Source organism: Streptomyces sp. NPDC046925 (assembly GCF_040644915.1).
GTDB lineage: Bacteria > Actinomycetota > Actinomycetes > Streptomycetales > Streptomycetaceae > Streptomyces.
Genome location: NZ_JBEYWZ010000019.1, coordinates 42,183 through 58,962, shown reverse-complemented (window position 1 = coordinate 58,962; position 16,780 = coordinate 42,183). Strand labels below are relative to the sequence as shown.

The 16,780-nt window shown below is 71.9% G+C and carries 15 protein-coding genes; all 15 read right to left on the bottom strand.

Translation table 11 applies throughout. The features are described from left to right. Positions 1-319 precede the first annotated feature (319 nt). Positions 320-3,796: a LysM peptidoglycan-binding domain-containing protein gene (locus ABZ906_RS42815; protein WP_361392260.1), complete on the bottom strand. Its 3,477-nt coding sequence runs from the start codon at positions 3,794-3,796 to the stop codon at positions 320-322. A gap of 2 nt (positions 3,797-3,798) precedes the next feature. Next, positions 3,799-4,251 (bottom strand): pilus assembly protein TadG-related protein, encoded by a 453-nt coding sequence (locus ABZ906_RS42810; protein ID WP_361392257.1) that lies wholly within the window; start codon positions 4,249-4,251, stop codon positions 3,799-3,801. Then, positions 4,248-4,784 (bottom strand): hypothetical protein, encoded by a 537-nt coding sequence (locus tag ABZ906_RS42805; protein WP_361392255.1) that lies wholly within the window; start codon positions 4,782-4,784, stop codon positions 4,248-4,250. The genes ABZ906_RS42810 and ABZ906_RS42805 overlap by 4 nt, the downstream gene beginning before the upstream one ends. Before the next feature lie 5 nt (positions 4,785-4,789). Next, positions 4,790-5,203 carry a TadE family protein gene (locus ABZ906_RS42800; protein WP_361392252.1) on the bottom strand — a complete coding sequence of 138 codons (414 nt, stop codon included), beginning with the start codon at positions 5,201-5,203 and terminating at the stop codon, positions 4,790-4,792. Then, the gene (locus tag ABZ906_RS42795; RefSeq protein ID WP_361392249.1) at positions 5,200-5,421 is read right to left on the bottom strand and encodes a hypothetical protein; all 222 of its coding nucleotides are present in this window, start codon (positions 5,419-5,421) and stop codon (positions 5,200-5,202) included. Before ABZ906_RS42795 ends, ABZ906_RS42800 begins: the two co-directional genes overlap by 4 nt. Before the next feature lie 50 nt (positions 5,422-5,471). Further along, positions 5,472-6,392, bottom strand: a complete 921-nt coding sequence (locus ABZ906_RS42790; RefSeq protein WP_361392246.1) for a hypothetical protein — start codon at positions 6,390-6,392, stop codon at positions 5,472-5,474. Continuing rightward, complete coding sequence (locus ABZ906_RS42785) at positions 6,389-7,360, bottom strand: type II secretion system F family protein (protein WP_361392243.1); 972 nt, start codon at positions 7,358-7,360, stop codon at positions 6,389-6,391. Before ABZ906_RS42785 ends, ABZ906_RS42790 begins: the two co-directional genes overlap by 4 nt. Then, complete coding sequence (locus ABZ906_RS42780) at positions 7,357-8,892, bottom strand: ATPase, T2SS/T4P/T4SS family (protein ID WP_361392240.1); 1,536 nt, start codon at positions 8,890-8,892, stop codon at positions 7,357-7,359. Before ABZ906_RS42780 ends, ABZ906_RS42785 begins: the two co-directional genes overlap by 4 nt. Next, positions 8,885-9,808, bottom strand: coding sequence for a hypothetical protein (locus ABZ906_RS42775; protein WP_361392237.1), 924 nt, complete (start codon positions 9,806-9,808; stop codon positions 8,885-8,887). The genes ABZ906_RS42780 and ABZ906_RS42775 overlap by 8 nt, the downstream gene beginning before the upstream one ends. 6 nt (positions 9,809-9,814) lie before the next feature. Then, positions 9,815-10,507, bottom strand: coding sequence for an SAF domain-containing protein (locus ABZ906_RS42770; RefSeq protein WP_361392234.1), 693 nt, complete (start codon positions 10,505-10,507; stop codon positions 9,815-9,817). A gap of 16 nt (positions 10,508-10,523) precedes the next feature. Continuing rightward, the gene (locus tag ABZ906_RS42765) at positions 10,524-11,183 is read right to left on the bottom strand and encodes an ATP/GTP-binding protein (protein ID WP_361392231.1); all 660 of its coding nucleotides are present in this window, start codon (positions 11,181-11,183) and stop codon (positions 10,524-10,526) included. A gap of 230 nt (positions 11,184-11,413) precedes the next feature. After that, positions 11,414-12,040 carry a hypothetical protein gene (locus tag ABZ906_RS42760; RefSeq protein ID WP_361392228.1) on the bottom strand — a complete coding sequence of 209 codons (627 nt, stop codon included), beginning with the start codon at positions 12,038-12,040 and terminating at the stop codon, positions 11,414-11,416. Between the two features lie 319 nt (positions 12,041-12,359). Then, positions 12,360-14,996 carry an ATP/GTP-binding protein gene (locus ABZ906_RS42755; RefSeq protein ID WP_361392225.1) on the bottom strand — a complete coding sequence of 879 codons (2,637 nt, stop codon included), beginning with the start codon at positions 14,994-14,996 and terminating at the stop codon, positions 12,360-12,362. After that, the gene (locus ABZ906_RS42750) at positions 14,972-15,649 is read right to left on the bottom strand and encodes a hypothetical protein (RefSeq protein WP_361392222.1); all 678 of its coding nucleotides are present in this window, start codon (positions 15,647-15,649) and stop codon (positions 14,972-14,974) included. Before ABZ906_RS42750 ends, ABZ906_RS42755 begins: the two co-directional genes overlap by 25 nt. Beyond that, positions 15,646-16,749, bottom strand: a complete 1,104-nt coding sequence (locus ABZ906_RS42745; RefSeq protein WP_361392218.1) for a bifunctional lytic transglycosylase/C40 family peptidase — start codon at positions 16,747-16,749, stop codon at positions 15,646-15,648. Before ABZ906_RS42745 ends, ABZ906_RS42750 begins: the two co-directional genes overlap by 4 nt. Between the last annotated feature and the right edge of the window lie 31 nt (positions 16,750-16,780).

Genomic DNA, 16,780 nt, shown 5'->3' with positions numbered 1-16,780 from the left:
GGCCCTCCTGTGCGCACTGCGCAGACGATGAGTGCATCAGTTGGTCATCGGTGGCGACGATCGCCGAGTGATGACACCCATCACCCCGGCCGATGACATTGGCGATGGCACCGATGACACGATGACGCCGACCGATGACACGTCTGCGCCTTCACGGCTGCGCAGTCGATACGTCGGCGTCACGCGCTGTCCGGACAGCCGCATGCGGGACTCACTACGCCGCCCCCGTAGGCATTGCGCAGCAGGGACCCCCGGATTGGCAGCTTCATCTCTGCGGACCGGGATCCGCCGAAGCCGCCCCCCTGGGGGGAGGGCCGGGTCAGCTGGTTGAGGCCGGGCTGGTCTGGTCAAGAAGCTTGCGCATGAGCTGCTCGGTCTCCAATTCCATGGAAAGCCCCAGCGACCGGTTCACCTCGTCAAGGCGGGAGATCGCCGCATTCAGGCCGCTGCGGTTGCCCGCGGCGGCCTCGACCTGGAACCAGTCCCTATACAGCAGTTCGGCGGTGTCATCGACTTCCAGCCCGGTGGCGGTGGCCCGGCGGGCCAGGGTCAGGTCGTGGCCGGCGCCGGGGGCCAGGCGGTAGGTGGCCACGGTGTGCGCCACGCTCACGATCCGCATCACCATCTCCTGTTGCAGCGGCTCGCTCCAGGGCAACGGCTGTGTGCCGAAGGGCCGTCCGCGGACCTCATCCAGGGCTGCTTCGAGCCGGCCGAGTTGGGCCGGGCCGTGGGGGAGGGCCGCTTCGACGCTCTGGAGGAAGCGGTGCCAGTCACAGCAGACCTTCTCCGAGAGGGCGTAGGGGTCGGACTTGACGGCCCGGCGCGGCACATAGGAGTTGCCCTCCTCGTCTTGGCCGAGGCTGCGGCGCAGTCCGCCGAGCCGTGCGTTGAGGGTGTCGTTCGACCAGGGGCTGGCCGGGTCCATGTCCGTACACAGGGTGTCTGCGCTGCGTCCGGGCTTGAGGTGCAGCAGCGCGGCCAGTTGGGCTTCGCGGGTGCCGTGCCGGGAGGCGGAGGCACCGGCGATGCTCACGGGCCCCAGCACCCGGATGAAGGGGGCGCCTTGGGTGTCGAGCGCGGCGGGGACGCCGGGCGCCGCGTCTGGGTCGGGCGCGTCGGCCTGTTCGGGAGCGGGCTCCGGCTCGGGGGAGGGGCCGGGAGCGGCGTCGGCCTCTTCAGCCTCGGGTGCGGGCGGAGTGCTTGCCGCCCGGGGTGTGTCCGGAGGGATGGGCAGGCTGACGGCTGCGGGGGACTGCGAGGCCGTCAGCAGGGCCGGGAAGACGCCCAGTTCCTCGCCGGTGGCCGCGGCACTCGCGCCCTCCTCCCGGGGAGCCGCAGGCTCCGCGGCCGGGACACCGGCGGAGGGGGCGGGGATGCGGACGGCCGCGGGCGTCTGCTCCGTGTGGGCGGCGGCCGCGGCGCGGGCCGCGTGCGCCGTCTGGGATTCGGAGGGCACGTGCTGCCAGGCGCCCTCGGCGGGGCGGGCGTCCTGCCCGGACACGGCCAGCGCGGCGGTGATCTCTTCGACGCTCTCGCGCTCCAGGCGCTGCAGGGTGAGGTCGGTGCCCAGGAGGTCGATGCGCTGCGGCTCACTGCTGCCGGCGTCGATCATTTCGCTCTGCTCGAACAGCAGGCTGGCGGACGATGCCGGGGCGATCAGCGCCACCTGCATCACGTCGGCGGCTTTGTCGACCGTCTCGGCGATCTGCCAGGCGCTGTCCGCGGTCAGTTCGGACGCACACAGGATGAGGTAGGGGGGCCGGGCCTCTTCGCGCTCCTGGTGGGCCTCCAGGAGCCGTTCGGCGAAGTCCCGGGCGACGTGGCCGCTTTCGCGCATGTAGGCGATCGTGGAGGTCGGCAGGAGCTGGTTCAGTCCCTCGCCGAAGCCGACCACGACGACCTCCGCCCGGGCGGCCCACGGGCTCATGCCCGCCTCCAGGGCCAGGGAGGTGAGGACCTCCTCGACCTGTTCCGGCTGACCGTCCAGCAGCAGGACGCCGGCCTGCGGCAGGTTCAGCAGCACCAGGTGCCCCGCCTGGTCGGCGCCGATGGTGACCATCCCCGGATACGGGGCATCGACCCGCGCCGCGTCCTGCTCGTTAAGGAGCTCGGCGCCGTTCTCACACACCCACCAGCCCCCGGCACTGGCGGTGAACGGAGGTACGGGCTCAGCCTGCAGGTCCTCGGGCAGGACCTGCACCCCGTGGTCGGTGATGCGCGCGCCGCGCAGCTCGGGCAGCGGCTTGCCCTCGCGGGCGGTGTGGGCGGCCAGCGTGCGCAGGGCCCGGTCCAGCCGCAACGGGCCGCCATCCCCGGCCGGCTGCGCCATCTGTGCCTCGGCCGGGGAGATTTCCTCGGGCATGGCGATGAGCTCGCCGGGCTTGGCGCGGCGGCGCTGCAGGATGCGGCGCACCGACAGGGCCAGTGTCACCGCGGCCGCCAGCGAGGCCAGCACCCCGATGGTGCGGGTGTTGAGCGCGCTGGAGGATTCCCCGTCACCGGCCGCAGGTGCGGCCGGGTCGGATGGCGCGGGGCTCGCGGGCGCGCTGGGCGTATCCCGGTCGGGGTCGGTCGGCGGGGCCGTCGACGGCTGGTCCGTGCCGTCCGGAGCGGGGGACGGCGTCGGCTTGGCCGATTCGGCGGGCTTGTCGGCGCCGCCCGCCGGACCGCCCCGGTCCTTGTCGCCGTCCTGGTCCTTGCCCGTGTCCCGGTGGGGCGCGTCCTTCTCGTCCTCGCCGGGCGCATCTTCCGCACGGTCGGGCTGCTCGTCCCGGTCTCCGTGCGGGGCCTTGGGTGCTCCGGTGGCCGGGACGGTGATCTGCTGGCCGGGGTAGATGAGGTCGGGATCGCTCAAGCGGGGCGTCGAACCGGGCTGATCCGTGTCTTTGCTGGCTTCATACAGCTGCGGCCACCGGCCGGCGTCGCCGGTCTCCTCCTCGGCGATGCTGGACAGCGATTCTCCGGCCTTAACCGTGTGCGTGCGTTCCTGCTCTTCGGCCTCCGTCTTGCTGTCCGCGGCATCCGCGGCGGCGCTGATCGGCTGCGCGTCGGCGGCCAGTTGCACTTGTGGTGCCGCCTTCGTGGGCGCCTCGGCCGGCGCAGGCGGGGTCGGGGTACGGGCGTCCGGGGGCAGCTGCACCGCCAGCCCCGGCGGCAGCAGCGCCGTATCGGGCAGGTGGGGGTTGAGGGTGCGGATCTGGTGGGCGCGGGAACCCGAGCCGAGATACTCCACCGCCAGGTCCCACACCGTTTCGCCGGTCTCGCCCACCACATGCACCGGCCCCCCGGCAGCGGCAGCGGCAGCCGCAGCCGCAGGGGCCGAACGGCCGGCGTCATCGGCGGAGTCGCCGGCGTGCACATCCGGCTGGACGGGCTGAACGGGCGCGGTAGCGGCGAGCGCCGGAGCCGGGGCGGCCATCGCGGTACCGGCGGGCAGTATCAGCAGCCCGCCCAGGAGGAACCCGGCCAGCCGCTGCGGCGCACCCAGCAGACGCCGCCTGCGGGCCGGGCGGCGCCGCCGCACCAGGCCGGGCAGCTCGGCGAGCACCCCCAGCGCGAACCACCCCCACAACATCCAGGCGACCAGGGTCAGGACGGTCAGCAGCAGGTGCCCGTCGTCGGGCGACATCAGCGCATCACCGATGTCCCCACCGGTGGGGATACCGCCGGGCAGGGTTCCGGCGGCGGCCAGCACCCAGGGCACCCCCGCCAGGAGCAGGACGAGGGCGGCGAGGCTGCCGGCGGCGCGCAGCAGGCGCCGGGCGAGAGCCGGGTGGCCGGGGGAGGGGTGGGGCATGCTCAGGCTCCGGGGTCGGTTCGTTCGAGCGTGACGTCGGCGTGCGCGGTCACGGGCATGCTGGAGTAGCCGAATCCGCCCAGCAGCAGGGTCTGGTAGGTGTCGCGGACGGTGATGTCGATGCTCTGCCCGTCCTCGGCGATGGCCACGGTGCCCTGCACCCCGGCATCGGCCAGGAAGGCCTGTGCGGTGGCGACGGCCTTCTGCGGGTCGGCGCGGGTGCCCTCACCGGTGATCGCATCGGGGCCGTTGATCTCCTGCCCGGCGCTGCGGGCCGCCTCGGCGGCGATGTCCTCCGCGTCGGCGGACGCCATCAGGAGCCGGCCGCCGTCCACGAGCAGTGCCAGCAGGCCGATCATGACAATGGCGAAGCCGAGGAAGTACAGGGTCACCGACCCCCGTTCACTCTGCCGCCGGGCGCCGTACCGGGCGGACAGGCGCGCCTTGATCTTCATTGGCCGTCCCCCTCGCCGGCCCGGGCCACGTACCGGTCGACCGCGCTGTGCCGGGTGGCGGTAAGGGTCTTGGAACCGGGCAGCCCCGGAACGGCCAGCTTGGCCAGCGGGATGGTGCAGTCCACGCGCACCGTGACGGTTCCCGCCTCGCCGGGCTGCGATGGAAAGCCGCTGGTGTCGATGCTGATGTCCGAGCTCGTGCAGGTGCGCTGCGCCTGCCCCAACGATTTCAACGCAGCCTGCCGACCGCGGGCTTGGGCGGTGTCGGGGTCGTCGGATGCGCTGGCCGCGCGGGCGGCGGCCGCCGCGGCGTTGGCCGCGGTGCTGTCGCCCAGCCCGGCCAGCCCGAACGCGGCGAGGATGCCCAGAATCGGTACCAGCACCGTCAGGCACAGCACCGCCTCCAGCGTGTAGGAACCCCGCTCCCCGCCCCCGCGCGCGCACGCTGCTCGCGTCAGGGCGGCGCGCAGTGCGCCTGCCCGTCCGACAACGGCAACGCGGTCCCGACCGGGCGGCTTTGGGGTCTGGTGCACGCTCCTCATCCGTTCGTCTCCACGGTGTCCTCGGCGCTGCGCTCGATCCGCAGGTCCCACGGCAGGAAGTTCATGACCCGTCCCGTCACGGTCACCCGCACCCGCTCGCCCGTCGATCCCGCCGTGCTGACCTGTGACTGCTGGACCACCCCGACCTGACGCAGCCAGGACTGCGCCCGCTCCGCCCCCTGCCCGGGCGAGGACTGGAAGGCGGCGCCGGTCTGCGCGCCCTTGCGGGCCGCGGTGTGCGCGGCGGTACTGGCCAGGAAGAACACCCCCAACTGCAGGACGAGGCAGGAGATGAACAGCAGGATGGGCGCGATGATCAAAAACTCCAGGGTGGCGATGCCGCTCTGGCCGCGAGGGCCGCGCCCGGCCTGCAGGCGGCTGCGCCACCACCGCCGGATCCCGGATCTCATGCGCCGACTGCGGCCTTGAACCGGTCGATCAGCGTTGTGGACGTGCTCTTGAACACGGTGCCGAAGGCGACGGCCACCCCCAGCACGACCGCGCCCAGGATCAGCTTCTCCAGGGTCTCCATTCCGGCGTCCCGGCGGGCGCCGGACATCTTCTCCACCCGGGTCAGCCACACGGTGTGCAGCCGCACGGCGGCCCGGTCGAGTGCGTTGAACCTCATGATCTTCTTTCCCCTCGTTTCCCCCGCAGGCCTGCGGGGGGTGGTGATCGTCAGATACTGGTCAGGGCGCTGAAAGCGGGATACGCGAACATGATCAGCACGACGGTGAACAGAATCGTGCCGGGCACCACCAGGCGCTCCGAGGCGCTGTTCGCCTCGGCCTCGCGGTCGGTCAGCAGCCGCTGGCGCAGCAGCAGCGCCTGCGTTGCCAGGGTCTTCTGGATGGACGCGCCGGCCCCGGCAAGGCTGAAGCTCTCGGCGGGGGCGGCCAGTTCGGGGATGTCGAGCTGCTCGCCCAGCTGCTTGAGCGCTTCCCACTGCGGAATGCCCGCGAGCTCGGCGCGTTTGAGGGCGGCGCTGATCCGGGTCAGGATCCAGTGGTCGCCGACCTCGGCGGTGCGCTGCACCGCCGCCTCCGGCCCCACGTTCGCGCCCCGCTCCAGCTGGGCGCGCTCCAGGAAAGAAGCGATGGCGTAGCGGACCTCCAGGCGGGCCGACTTCGCCTTACGTCGCACCGTGGCATCCGCGTCGAACCAGATGTAGCCCGCGAAGACGATCGACGCCAGAAACGGCGGCGCCCAGGACAGGCCGAAGCCCACCAGAGCCAGGAACAGCCCGGCCACTTGCACCATCACCAGGGCCAGCAACGAACCGAGGACCTTGGTCCCCACATGGTGGGCCACCGACTTGCCCAGCAGTTCCAGGTCGGCGCGCGGCACGGACAGCCGGTGGCCGTGGGAGGCCAGGATCTGTTCCCCGGCCCGCTCCCACACCGACCCCTCCGTGCGAGGGCGTCGCGTGCCCGCCGGCGCGGAGACGGGTGCGGTGGCGCGGCCCGGATGAGGGGTGGTGTTCTCCAGCCGGTCCAGGACCGCGTCCATGTCGGGGCGGGACGGCAGCAGTTCGCGTACCAGCAGGAACAGACCTCCGCCGACGACGGCGCCGCACGCCAGGGCTCCGGGCGAGATCACAGCAGGGCCCCCTTCGTCTTACGTGTTCCGGGTGTCGCAGCCCCGCCCACGGCACCGGGTGTGCCATCACTGAGTCCGGGCGCGGCGGCCAGCGGGGCCAGCAGGCGCGGCGCGGGCTTGGACTGGGCGAGCTTGCGCATGCCCATCAGCGCACCGGCGAACATCGCCCCGAGCAGCAGCATCACCAGCTGGCCCGCAGCGGTGCGGTAGATCTCGCCCCAGGAGGGGTTGGTGAGGATGTACGCGGCGATCGCCAGGGAGATGACCGACACCCAGCGGGTGCCGGTACGCACCTGCGCGCGCTTGGCATCCAGGCTGCGCAGCGAGATCGCCTCCTGCTCGGTGAGCGTGGCCATCGACTGCAGGGCCCGGCTCAGTCCCGGCCCGTGGTCCTGGGCATGGGTGAGGAAGAGCATGACCGCGTTGTCGACGGCGCCGTCCGCGAACGCGTCGGCGAACTGCCTGTACGCCAGGGCTGGGTTGGCGCCCACCCGCAGCCGGGCAGCCAGCAGCCGCACCTGCGGCCGGATCACCCGGGGCGCGCGGGTCGCCGACGCGGTGATCGCGCTGTCCAGGGTGCCGCCGGACTCATGCACCCCGGCCAGCTGCTGCATCCACTCCGCCAGCGCCTCCAGGCGCACGATCTGCCGGCTGCTGGTCCCGGCCGGATTCCAGATCCACGGAAGGCCCAAAACCCCCACCCCCGCCAGCAGACCGTGGACAGGACGGGCCCAGATCAGCCACGCCCCCACCGTGGCCAGACCGGCGGCGATGACGATGTAGCGGTAGCGGCGCGCCCACGCGTCGGGCAGCGCGGCCTGCGCGGCCTGCCAGCGCACCACCCACCGCGACGGCGGCCGGCCCGCGGCCACCGGCACCCGGGCGGCACCGCGCCCGCCGATCAGCAGCCCGCCGGTGATGAGCGCGCCGCACAGCGCGGCGAGCAGACTCCACTGGTCACTGCTCATGCCGCACTCTCCTTACCGCCCACCAGGTCCAGCGGCGCAGACCAGGCCCCGTACTGCGGCACGGTCAGCCAGCGCCGGTCCAACCCGGCCAGGCCCTCCAGCTCCGTGATGCAGGACGGCGCCAACTGCGGCACCCCGCGCGGGTCGGACCCACTGGGCGCGAAGATCTCCTGGATGGAAGGGTGGCCGCCCTCGCCGGGCTGGACCTCCAGCACGTGCGAGACGAACCGGTGGCGCCGCCCGCCGACTCTCGTCTGGTTGATCTGCTTGAGGTAGACCACGAAGTTGATGCTCGTGCCGACCAGTTCGTGGACGTCGTCGCGGTGCATGCCCCGGCACAAGGTGACCAGCCGGGGCAGCACCAGGTTGGGGTAGGCGGCGTGCAGGGTGCACATGGAGCCGGCGCCGCCCGCGCTCATCGCCTGCAGCATCGCGATCGCCTCCCGGTCGCGGACCTCTCCGACGATCACGCGGGTGGAGAGCATGCGCAGTGCGTGCGGGAACATCTCCTCCACGGTGATCTGTCCGACCGGGCGCCCGTCGACCATCTCGCCGTTGGACTCGCGGGACTCCATCGCCAGGAACTGGGCGCCGCCGGAATGCTGGTCCAGGAAGAGTTCGCGGTCGGACTCCAGGGTGACCACGCGTTCTTCTGCGGGGATCTTCTGGGCCAGGGCGCGCAGCAGGGAGGTCTTGCCGGTGCCCATGTCCCCGGCGAACAGGACGTTCTTCTTCGCCAGGACCAGCGCGTGCAGGAACGCCGACAGGGCGGGGGAGAGGGTGCCCCACTCCTGCAGCTGCTCCAGGCTGGAGGCCAGCACCCGGTGGCGGCGCACGCCCAGAAACGGGACCGGGGTCAGGGTGGTGGCCTCGGCACGTGAACCATCCGGCAGCCGGAAGCTGACCATCGGCGAGGACGCGGACAGCCGCCGTTCGCGGTGACCGGAGTTGGAGGCCAGCCGGTTGATCAGCGCGATCAGTTCGTCGTCGCTCTGGGCGACCGGCGGCACCTTGAGCGTGGGCCGGTTGAAGTAGTCGACCTGCACGTCGTCGCCCAGCACGACAACGTTCTCCACGTCCGGGTCGTCCAGGTACTTCTGCAGCGGCCCGGCGTGGAACAACGCGTCGTAGACGGCCTGCGCGAGCGTCTCGACCTGCGCCGGGGTCAGCGCCGCCTGGCGGCGGGCCTGCTCCACGGCCCACCGCGAGACGCGCTCGGCCACCAGCGAACGCGCCCGCTCCCGGCGCGCGGACTCGTTGGGCAGCGGGTCCTGGTCGTCGGCCGCCACGATGTCGTCACTGACCGCATCGCGCAGCGCGGCGATGTCCTGCGGCGAGGCGGGCAGCGCTCCCTGTCCGGTGACGCTCACCGCCGACGGCGACGACACGGCCACCGCCGGGCGCAGCGTGTGCGCCGCGGCTCCGGGGGCGGTCGGCGCCGCGGGCCGCAGGGCCTGGCTCAGCACATCCTGCAACCGGGCCGGTGCCGGTGCCCCGTTCGTCATGGGCGGCTCGACATGGCGGTCAGCCATGAGTGCTCACCCCCAGGCGCGGGTCCCGGACCGGTGCGGGCGGCGCCTGCCGGCTCGAGGACAGCCGCTGCAGGACTCCGGCCACCACCGGCGAACTCACCGGCGCCGCAGGCATGTCCAGCGCACGGCGCCGGGTATGGACCTCCACCCCGATGGCCTGCACCGTCTTACGCGCCTGCTTGACCAGCCCGAGCTTCATCAGTTTCACCGGGCGCTGCGACCCGTGGGTGAACAGGGCGCCTGCCGCCGTGTCCCATGGCAGCAGGTCGACCACCGGCACCGCGAAGCGCCGCGCGATCGCATCGGTCCGCAACCCGCCCGCTGACATGGGCAGTTCCTGGATGACCAGCAGCCGCAGCGCATCCGCGCCGCTGCCCCGCTGCTCCAGCTCCCGCTGGAGCAGCCGCGCCACCGGCAGGGTCTGCGCCACCGAGGTGAGGGAGTTGCGCACCACCAGCAGCACTACGTCGGCCCGGTGCGCGAGCACCGCGGGAAACAGGGCCGGGTGCAGTCCGCCGCCGTCGACGACCACCTGCCCGGCATCGACCACCACGTCATAGCCGGCGTGCTGGTCCATCGCCTGCAACAGCAGTGACAACGGCTCCCACGTCCCGGCCAGCGCGGAGGCCTGGGTCGGGTCGGTCAGCCCCGGCAGCAGCAGCCGGTTGCCCTGCGCGTCCAGCGGCCGCAGATGCGCCTCGAACGCCTCGGCCAGCTGGTTTTGCAGGTGGGCCTGGGCCAGATGCCACAGCCCCACCTCCCCGCCCCAGGCGCCCTGCCGGTAGCCGGAGCGGATTGAGGCCTGCTTCGCGGATGCCTCGATCAGCAGGGACGGGCGGGCGCTGGAAAGGGCCAGGGCCAGGGAGGACACGGTGACACCGCACCCGTGGCCGCCGGCCAGCACCATCACGGACATCGCGCCTCAGCCCCCGGCCTTCAGCACGATCGCCACCCGGCCCGCGCTCGCATCGGAGGCCACCACACCGCTGTCCGTATCCGGCACGGCGGTCTGCACCACCACATCCCCGCTGCTGGAGGGCGCACCGACCTTGACGACCCGCCCCGTCACCTCGGTGAGTTCGGCCGGCTCCTTGCCGACGACTTCACCCTCCTTGGGCCGGGTCACCAGGCTGACGGTGGCGCCGGGCCGCAGGGCGTCGACCGGCGCCATGCCCCGCTTCACCTCGACGGCCACCAGCGCCTCACCGGGCCGCAGCCCGCCCTTGCCGGTGAGCTGGCGGGGTGTGAGCAGCGAGCCCTCCGACAGCGCGGATGCAGCCCGCCGCCCCACGATCGTGTCCTTCTTGGTGGCCGCCACCGGCTTGAGCCCGGGGTCGTCCGGCAGTGCGACCGCCCGCAGGTCTCCTGCCGAGATCTTCTGCCCGGCGGGCACATCGCGGGCCAGGGCCAGCACGTCAGTGCGCTCACCCGAGGCGTTCAGCAGGCCTGCGAACCCGATCGCGCCAGCCAGCACCATCACCGCACCGATCACCATGAAGGAGCGGCGTCGCCGGCGCGGCGGCTCCGGATCGATGATGTCCAGGTCCGGGCGCATCACATCCCCGGCCGGCGGGGCGGGCACCGTCGCCCTGTTCTTCGTACTGCTCTTCAACACGTCCTTGCCATCCCGCCTAGTCGAGGACTCTCATCTCGCCCACGGACACCTCGAAGTCGCTCTCGCGGATCTCGGTGAACGCGCCCTGCTCCCCGCCGCCCCCGGTGACCTGCCAGTCCACCGCCCACGTCGCGGTCGCGGTGCCCTTGAACCGGCCGTCAGCCCGGTCCTTGGACGCAGTGCGGTACTGGTGGCCGCAGTCGGGGGACTTGGCCATGCCGTAGGAGGCCTTGTACTTGGTCCCCGCGCCCCGGCAGGTGACGGACTTGCCGTCGCCCATCGACCAGCGGATCGAGGACACCTTCGCCGTCGCCGACACCGTGACCCCCGCCAGCGTCGCGGAGGCTGTATTGGGGCCGAAGGTGGTGGGGGAGGGCTCCACCCACATCCACATCGGCACCCCGACCGTGTACTTGCCCGCCGCACGCGGACTGGCGATCTTCGGCCCGGTCAGCAGCATCTTGTCCACGGCCTCCCGCGCCAACTGCTCCGGGTCCACGTCCACGGCCGGGGCCTCGGCGGCCCAGAACGTCATGGGGATTGCGCCCAGCGCGCCCGCGCCCATGGCCATGCCGGCTTGCTGCCCGAGACAGACCTTGGTGTAGATGGCGCCCTCCCCCTTGTGGCCCTTCCACACGGGGTCGCTCTTGGGCGGCTGCGGTTCCAGCCGCTCCACGGCGCACACTTGCGGGCGCGGCTTGCCCTTCGGGCCCTTCTTCCCCGCTTGGCTCCCGCCTGCAGGCTGCTGGCTCTGTCCCCCACCGCCACCGCCGCCGGGTTCCTTGCGGCACACGTAGATCCACGATGCGGGCCCGCACGCCTGTCCGACGCCGCTCTTACCGTCGCCGTCACCGGCAGAGGCCACTCCGGGAAGCCCGGCTCCTGCTAACGCCACCGCCAGGAACGTCAGGACGAGGGCTTGCAGGGGTCGGCGCTTGGCTTGAACTCGGTGATCATCCACTTCTTCCCCCACTTTTGTGCCTCGATGGTGGTCTCGAAGCGCGTCGGCTGTTCCGAGGGAAGCGGCTGCACCTCGCCCGAATCGCGCTTGATCGTCTTCCACTCGCTGATGTCCATGCAGTCGGACAGGCGCGCTTCAGGGGTCTCTTTGCCCAGGTCCATAGACCTGACCTCGGTGGCATGCGAGGGAGCGCCCTTAGTCACGGTGCCGGCCTGCTTCATCCCCAACATGTCGCCCATGACGCGGCCGAGGGCATTCTTGGTCGAGTACTTCTTCAGGTCCGTGCCCTTGATGGAGCCCTTGGCATACGCCTTGGCCTGCTCCTCCCACATCCGCTCGTAGACCTCAAGCACGGCCTTCTTCTCCCCGGCCTGCGGATCCGCGCTCTTGGTGGGCTTGTCCGCGGTCGGCTTGCTCGGCGGGGCGGAGGACTTCTCGGCGTCCGCGCCGGAATCGCTGCTGCAGGCGGTGAGCGCGCCAGTGGCGCACAGCGCGAGGATCAGGGCCACTGCCCGCTGCCTTTTCCTGGTGCGAACACCGGAATATGCCTGCTGGTTACCTGCTCGTGTCACGGTGTCTCCCCGTACGGCGTGATACTGCGCCGGTCCACTCCCTGGTCATGGAGCAAAGCGATATGGGGAGCGCGCGGCTGGTTCGAGCTGCGGTGATGCATCTGCGTGACGGCCAGACTACGACCCATAACACCCTGTGCCCACTCGCTTTCCTCCTTTCACACACAGCAATTGGTACGTACCCGGTCACAACACGTCATGTATGTCGACAAGTTGTCACGTCCGAGGCGCAACACGACCGCTCCAGGGCGGGGATGGCGCTGCAAAGGCGAACACTCGTGTGCTGCACGGGGCACGCCGATTGCGTAGATGGAGAGGATCACTGGTAATCACCTGTCTTGGCGAGGGCGACGGCGCCGGTGGCGGGCCGGGCGTGCTCGCGCAGGAAGTCGCGGACCCGTTGCAGCTGGCTGGCGGCGGACACAGTCAGCTGATCGAGCGGCCGGGCCTGGGCGTTGACGTCGGCGGCTCGCTCCAGAGCGGCGATGTGGCTCTTGCCCGGGCGGTGCTGCTCGGCGAAGACCTCCTCCAGATGCGGGCCGTGGATCAGCACGGGGCCGACGGGGCGGCCGTCGATGGTGAATGAGCTGTAGTGGTCGTACTGGTCCAGGTCGGCGACCTGCGCGGCGCTGGGCTTTTCTCCCCATTCCTCGGTGATGGAGGTGACCGCCGCTTTGGAGCCGCGGGTGGTGGAGAGGGTGGAGGCGTTCTGGATGAGGGATTGGCGTACCGCGACGGGCAGCCGTGACAGGAGCTGGGTCAGCGCGTGCAGCTGGATCTTGTATTTGCGGAAGTCCTCGAACATCGACGCGATGGAGTCGCCTCCCGCGCTGGCCAGCGTGATCAGCTCGTCGAGGTAGCCGCGGAAGGGCACCCGCTGCTGTTCGGGGACCTCGACGCGAGAGCGTCCGGCGCGCAGCAGGTCGCGGTTGAGCAGGGAGACCAGCAGCCGGTCGGTGGGCCCGTTGCCCGCCGTGGACACCCACACGATCCACCGGTGGTCCATGGCCCAGCGGATGTCGTAGACGCCTTGGGGCTGGCCGAGGAACGCGTGGGTGATGGGGTTGGCGGCGAGCCGGGCGAGAGGGTTGAGCAGCACGTTGAAGGAGTCGGGCGGGAAAGTGGGGAAGGTGCTGCGCCACCAGGCCCGCGTCTCGTCGCCCAGGACGGGCTCAACGAGGGCCAGGGCACTGGCGCGGAACTCGGCGTCGGTCAGCAGGGCCCGCACGTGGAAGAGGGTGGCCTGGTCTTCGCTGCGGCCGGCGCGGCAGGCCAGCTGGTTGAGCGTGGTGAGCACGGTGAGTGCTTCGGTGAAGATCGCGATGGCCCTGGGTGCGTTGGCGTCGTCCCAGCCGAAAGCGGTGGCGAACGCGTCGGCCACATCCTCGACGACTTCGTAGGCCTGGCGGCGGCCCTGGTGCATGCCGATCGGGTTCCACGTGCTGATCAGCGGGTTGGGCCCGCGGCTCTTGGCACGCAGATCGATCCGCGCGATGCGCTGCATGATGTGATCGTGGGCGAGGAAGGGCGCCACCCGTTGCCAGGAGTCGTGGTGGGGGTCGATGAACAGCAGGCCGCCGCCGGCGTGCGCGTAGCCGACGGCCTGGGCTGCGGCGCGTTCGGTCTTGCCGCCGCCGGCTTTGCCCACACCAATCTCGAAGAGGGTCTGCTCGGCGTGGGTGGCCACCAGGCGGCGGCGCCCGTCCGGGGTGCGGTACCAGCCCTGCAGCAGCAGACCGGGATTGCCGTGCTCGAAGGTGGGCAGGTCGGCGGGGAGCAGCGGCATCCGGCACCACGTGGTGGGCGGCTTGAGCAGCCCCAGCAGCTCCTCCAGCCCCAGCCAGTTGGCGGTCGGCGGCAGGCACTGCCCGGTGCGCCAGCGCAGATCGAAACGTTCCCGGTGCGGCCACCGGTCGGCGCCCAGGCGCCAGGGCCCGATCCGCAGCCCCTTCATCGCCCACCGGGCGGAGCCGCCGAACACATCGAGCCCCGCCTGAATACGGGCCAGGCGCGCGTGCGCGCGGCCCTCGATGTCGGAGGCGCAGCGCACCAGGATCTGCACCCGCACCAGATGACTGTCCTCGGCCAGCTTGCCCAGCGCTTCGGTGCGGTCGACGCGGACCGGAGGCGCGGACATCACCATGCGCCCGCCTCCCGGCCTGCCCTCCCGGCCGGGGGTGACCAGTTGCCGCAGCTGGCCGATGAACGAGTCGTCCAGGTGCGCACTGTCGCGGCTCATCCACCTCGCGGTGCGGGCTGCCTGGCGCTGCTCGGTACGGCGCGCCTGGTGCATGAGATGCCAGCGGCGGTGGCGCAGCGCCCATTTGGGAGCACGCTGCAGGTCCACGCAGATTTCGGCGACGTCGCCCAGGTCGGCGCGCAGGTCGGCGACGGCATCGACCAGCGGCTGCAGCGGGTCCGGCTGCAGCGGCACCTCCCGCAACGATGCGACGGGATTGCCGCGCAGGATGAATTCGGCGCGCACTTCGTGGGCGCGGGGCTTGTCGTTGAGCGGGGCGGCCTTGGCCACGCGCACGCCGGGCCCGAAGGGGGTGGTGGTCAGCAGGCGTTCGGCGCCGGCGGGTCCTTCGAGCCGGTAGGCGAAGGGGGAGCGGGCATCGGAGCGCATCCGGATCCGCACGGTTTTGGTGCGGCGCGGCGCCCACCAGGGCAGCGCGGTGCACGCCCGGGTGAGTTCCACGCCGCGGCGGAAGATTTCCTCGTGGCCGGGGTCGAAGTGCCGGGCCGGGGTGCATTCCAGCGCCATGCGCTCTTTCGACGCCTCGGCGGCCAGGCGGCGCACGACGTACGCGCCTGCCGCACAGGCCGCGGTCAGGACGAGGGCGGGCAGGTACCAGTGGCCGGCTAGCCACCGCAGCACGTCCACCGCGCCCTGGATGGCCGGGGGACTGAGGGGAAACGCCTGGGTGATTAGGTCCGGGGCAGCGGGGTCCACGGGCCGTCTCCTTTCGGTCGGCGGAAGGTGAAGTCGGAAATCCGGCCGTCGGTGTAGGTGCCGCCGCGGTCGGCGGCGGCCCACACCAGGTGCACCACCGCCCGGCCGGCCCGGGTGTCCTTGCGGGCGATGGCGGCCTGGATGCGCAGGCGGCTGAACGCGGGCGCCACCGCCTGATCCGGCTGCTGGCCGAACACGGCGGGGAAGCGGTCGCGGCCGATCCCGGTGGCATCGGCGCGCAGCAACGCCGCCCCGTCGCGCCGCAGGTGTTCCTCCAGGGGGGCGGGCAGATCCGCGGGCCAGGCTTCTTCGATCAGACGTTGGATCTGGTGGTTGGCGGCCGGTCCCTCGCCGCGCGGCGGCAGCATCGCAGCCGCCGACCGCGACCGCGACGCCGACGGCGTGGGTGCGGGTGCGGGGGATGTGCTGGTGTCGGGGTTCGGGCCGCGGGTGCGCGCCGTGGCGTCTGCGGGAGGCCGGGGTACCGGGGTGCCGTGCGGCCCGGGGCGGGTGGCGGGCTGGTCGCCGGTCGGTGCGGGCGGCGGTTGGTTGGTCAGGAGCAGATAGCCGCATACGGCCAGGACCAGGGTGCAGGCCAGCAGCAGCCAGGGGGCCCGCGGACCCGTGCGCGGTGCGGCAGATGTTCGCTTCACAGGACTCTCGCTCCTCCCGCGAAGCCGGACATGGCGTCCACCGGGTCGAGGCGGATCTTGGTGCCCGGCCGGGCCGCGTTGATCATCTGTCCGTTCCCGGCGTAGATCCCGACGTGGTAGATCGTGGAGTCCGCGCCCGGCACGTAGCCGTAGAACACCAGGTCCCCGGGCCTGAGGGCGCCTTTGGACTTGATGCGCTGGCCCTTGGCGGCCTGGGCGGCGGCGGTGCGGGGCAGCCGGACACCTACTCGGGCGAACGCGTACTGGGTCAGCCCCGAACAGTCGAAGCCCTTGATGCCGGCGCCGCTCTTGCCGCTGGGCGAGCAGCAGATACCCGTCGTGGGGCCGCTTGGGCCGCCGCCGCCCCAGGAGTAGGGAGTACCGCGCTGGGAGAGCGCCGCCTGCAGAACCTTCTTCGCCTTGCCCGAAACGCCGCCCAGATCGACGCCCTTGGCCGTGCCGGTCGCGGCGGAGCGGTACTGCCGGATCCAGTTGGAGACGTTGTTTACGTACGCGCGGGAGTGGTTGTACTGGAAGATCGCCGCCTCCAGCTGGGGGCGCTTGCCAAGGTCCCGTCCCTTGCCGCACAGATAGACCGCCGCGCCCAGCGCCGCGTCGAACGCGTTGTGCGGGTCGCGCTCCTCATCGCCGTTGGCGTCGCGGCCGGTCGCATCCCAGGTGGAGGGCAGGAACTGGAAGGGCCCCACGGCCCGCTCGCCGGCCGCGGTGCCGTCCCACTTGCCGCCGTCGGTGTCAGGGAAGCTGGTGGTGTTGCCGCCCTGGCCGGAGCCGTTGAGCAGTACCCCCAGGATCCGCGGCGTGATGTCGCCGTTGGTGGCGATGGTGCGCCCCGCCGCGTGATTGGACTCGACTTTGGCGATGCCCGCCAGGATCGGCCAGGACATGCCCCTGCACTTCGGGACCTGGCCACCGATCAGCCGGGCCGCCTTCTTGTAGGCGGCCAGCATGGTGGGCGGGATGTCCGCGGCGCTGCCGCCCAGCTCGATCCCGCCGCCGCCCTCGTCCTGCTGCTGGTGGGCGAGTTGGGCGCCGGCCGAGAGCATCCCGGAGAACGGCGCGGCGCAGCTGGCAGCGGTCACCAGCACGATAAGCAGGCATCCCCACTTCGCC

What these genes read in the sequence shown, in the direction of transcription:
- ABZ906_RS42800 (WP_361392252.1), bottom strand. Translation starts at nt 5,203, where the DNA reads ATGAGATCCGGGATCCGGCGGTGGTGGCGCAGCCGCCTGCAGGCCGGG.
- ABZ906_RS42775 (WP_361392237.1), bottom strand. Translation starts at nt 9,808, where the DNA reads ATGTCCGTGATGGTGCTGGCCGGCGGCCACGGGTGCGGTGTCACCGTG.
- ABZ906_RS42795 (WP_361392249.1), bottom strand. Translation starts at nt 5,421, where the DNA reads ATGAGGTTCAACGCACTCGACCGGGCCGCCGTGCGGCTGCACACCGTG.
- ABZ906_RS42815 (WP_361392260.1), bottom strand. Translation starts at nt 3,796, where the DNA reads ATGCCCCACCCCTCCCCCGGCCACCCGGCTCTCGCCCGGCGCCTGCTG.
- ABZ906_RS42785 (WP_361392243.1), bottom strand. Translation starts at nt 7,360, where the DNA reads ATGAGCAGTGACCAGTGGAGTCTGCTCGCCGCGCTGTGCGGCGCGCTC.
- ABZ906_RS42810 (WP_361392257.1), bottom strand. Translation starts at nt 4,251, where the DNA reads ATGAAGATCAAGGCGCGCCTGTCCGCCCGGTACGGCGCCCGGCGGCAG.
- ABZ906_RS42780 (WP_361392240.1), bottom strand. Translation starts at nt 8,892, where the DNA reads ATGGCTGACCGCCATGTCGAGCCGCCCATGACGAACGGGGCACCGGCA.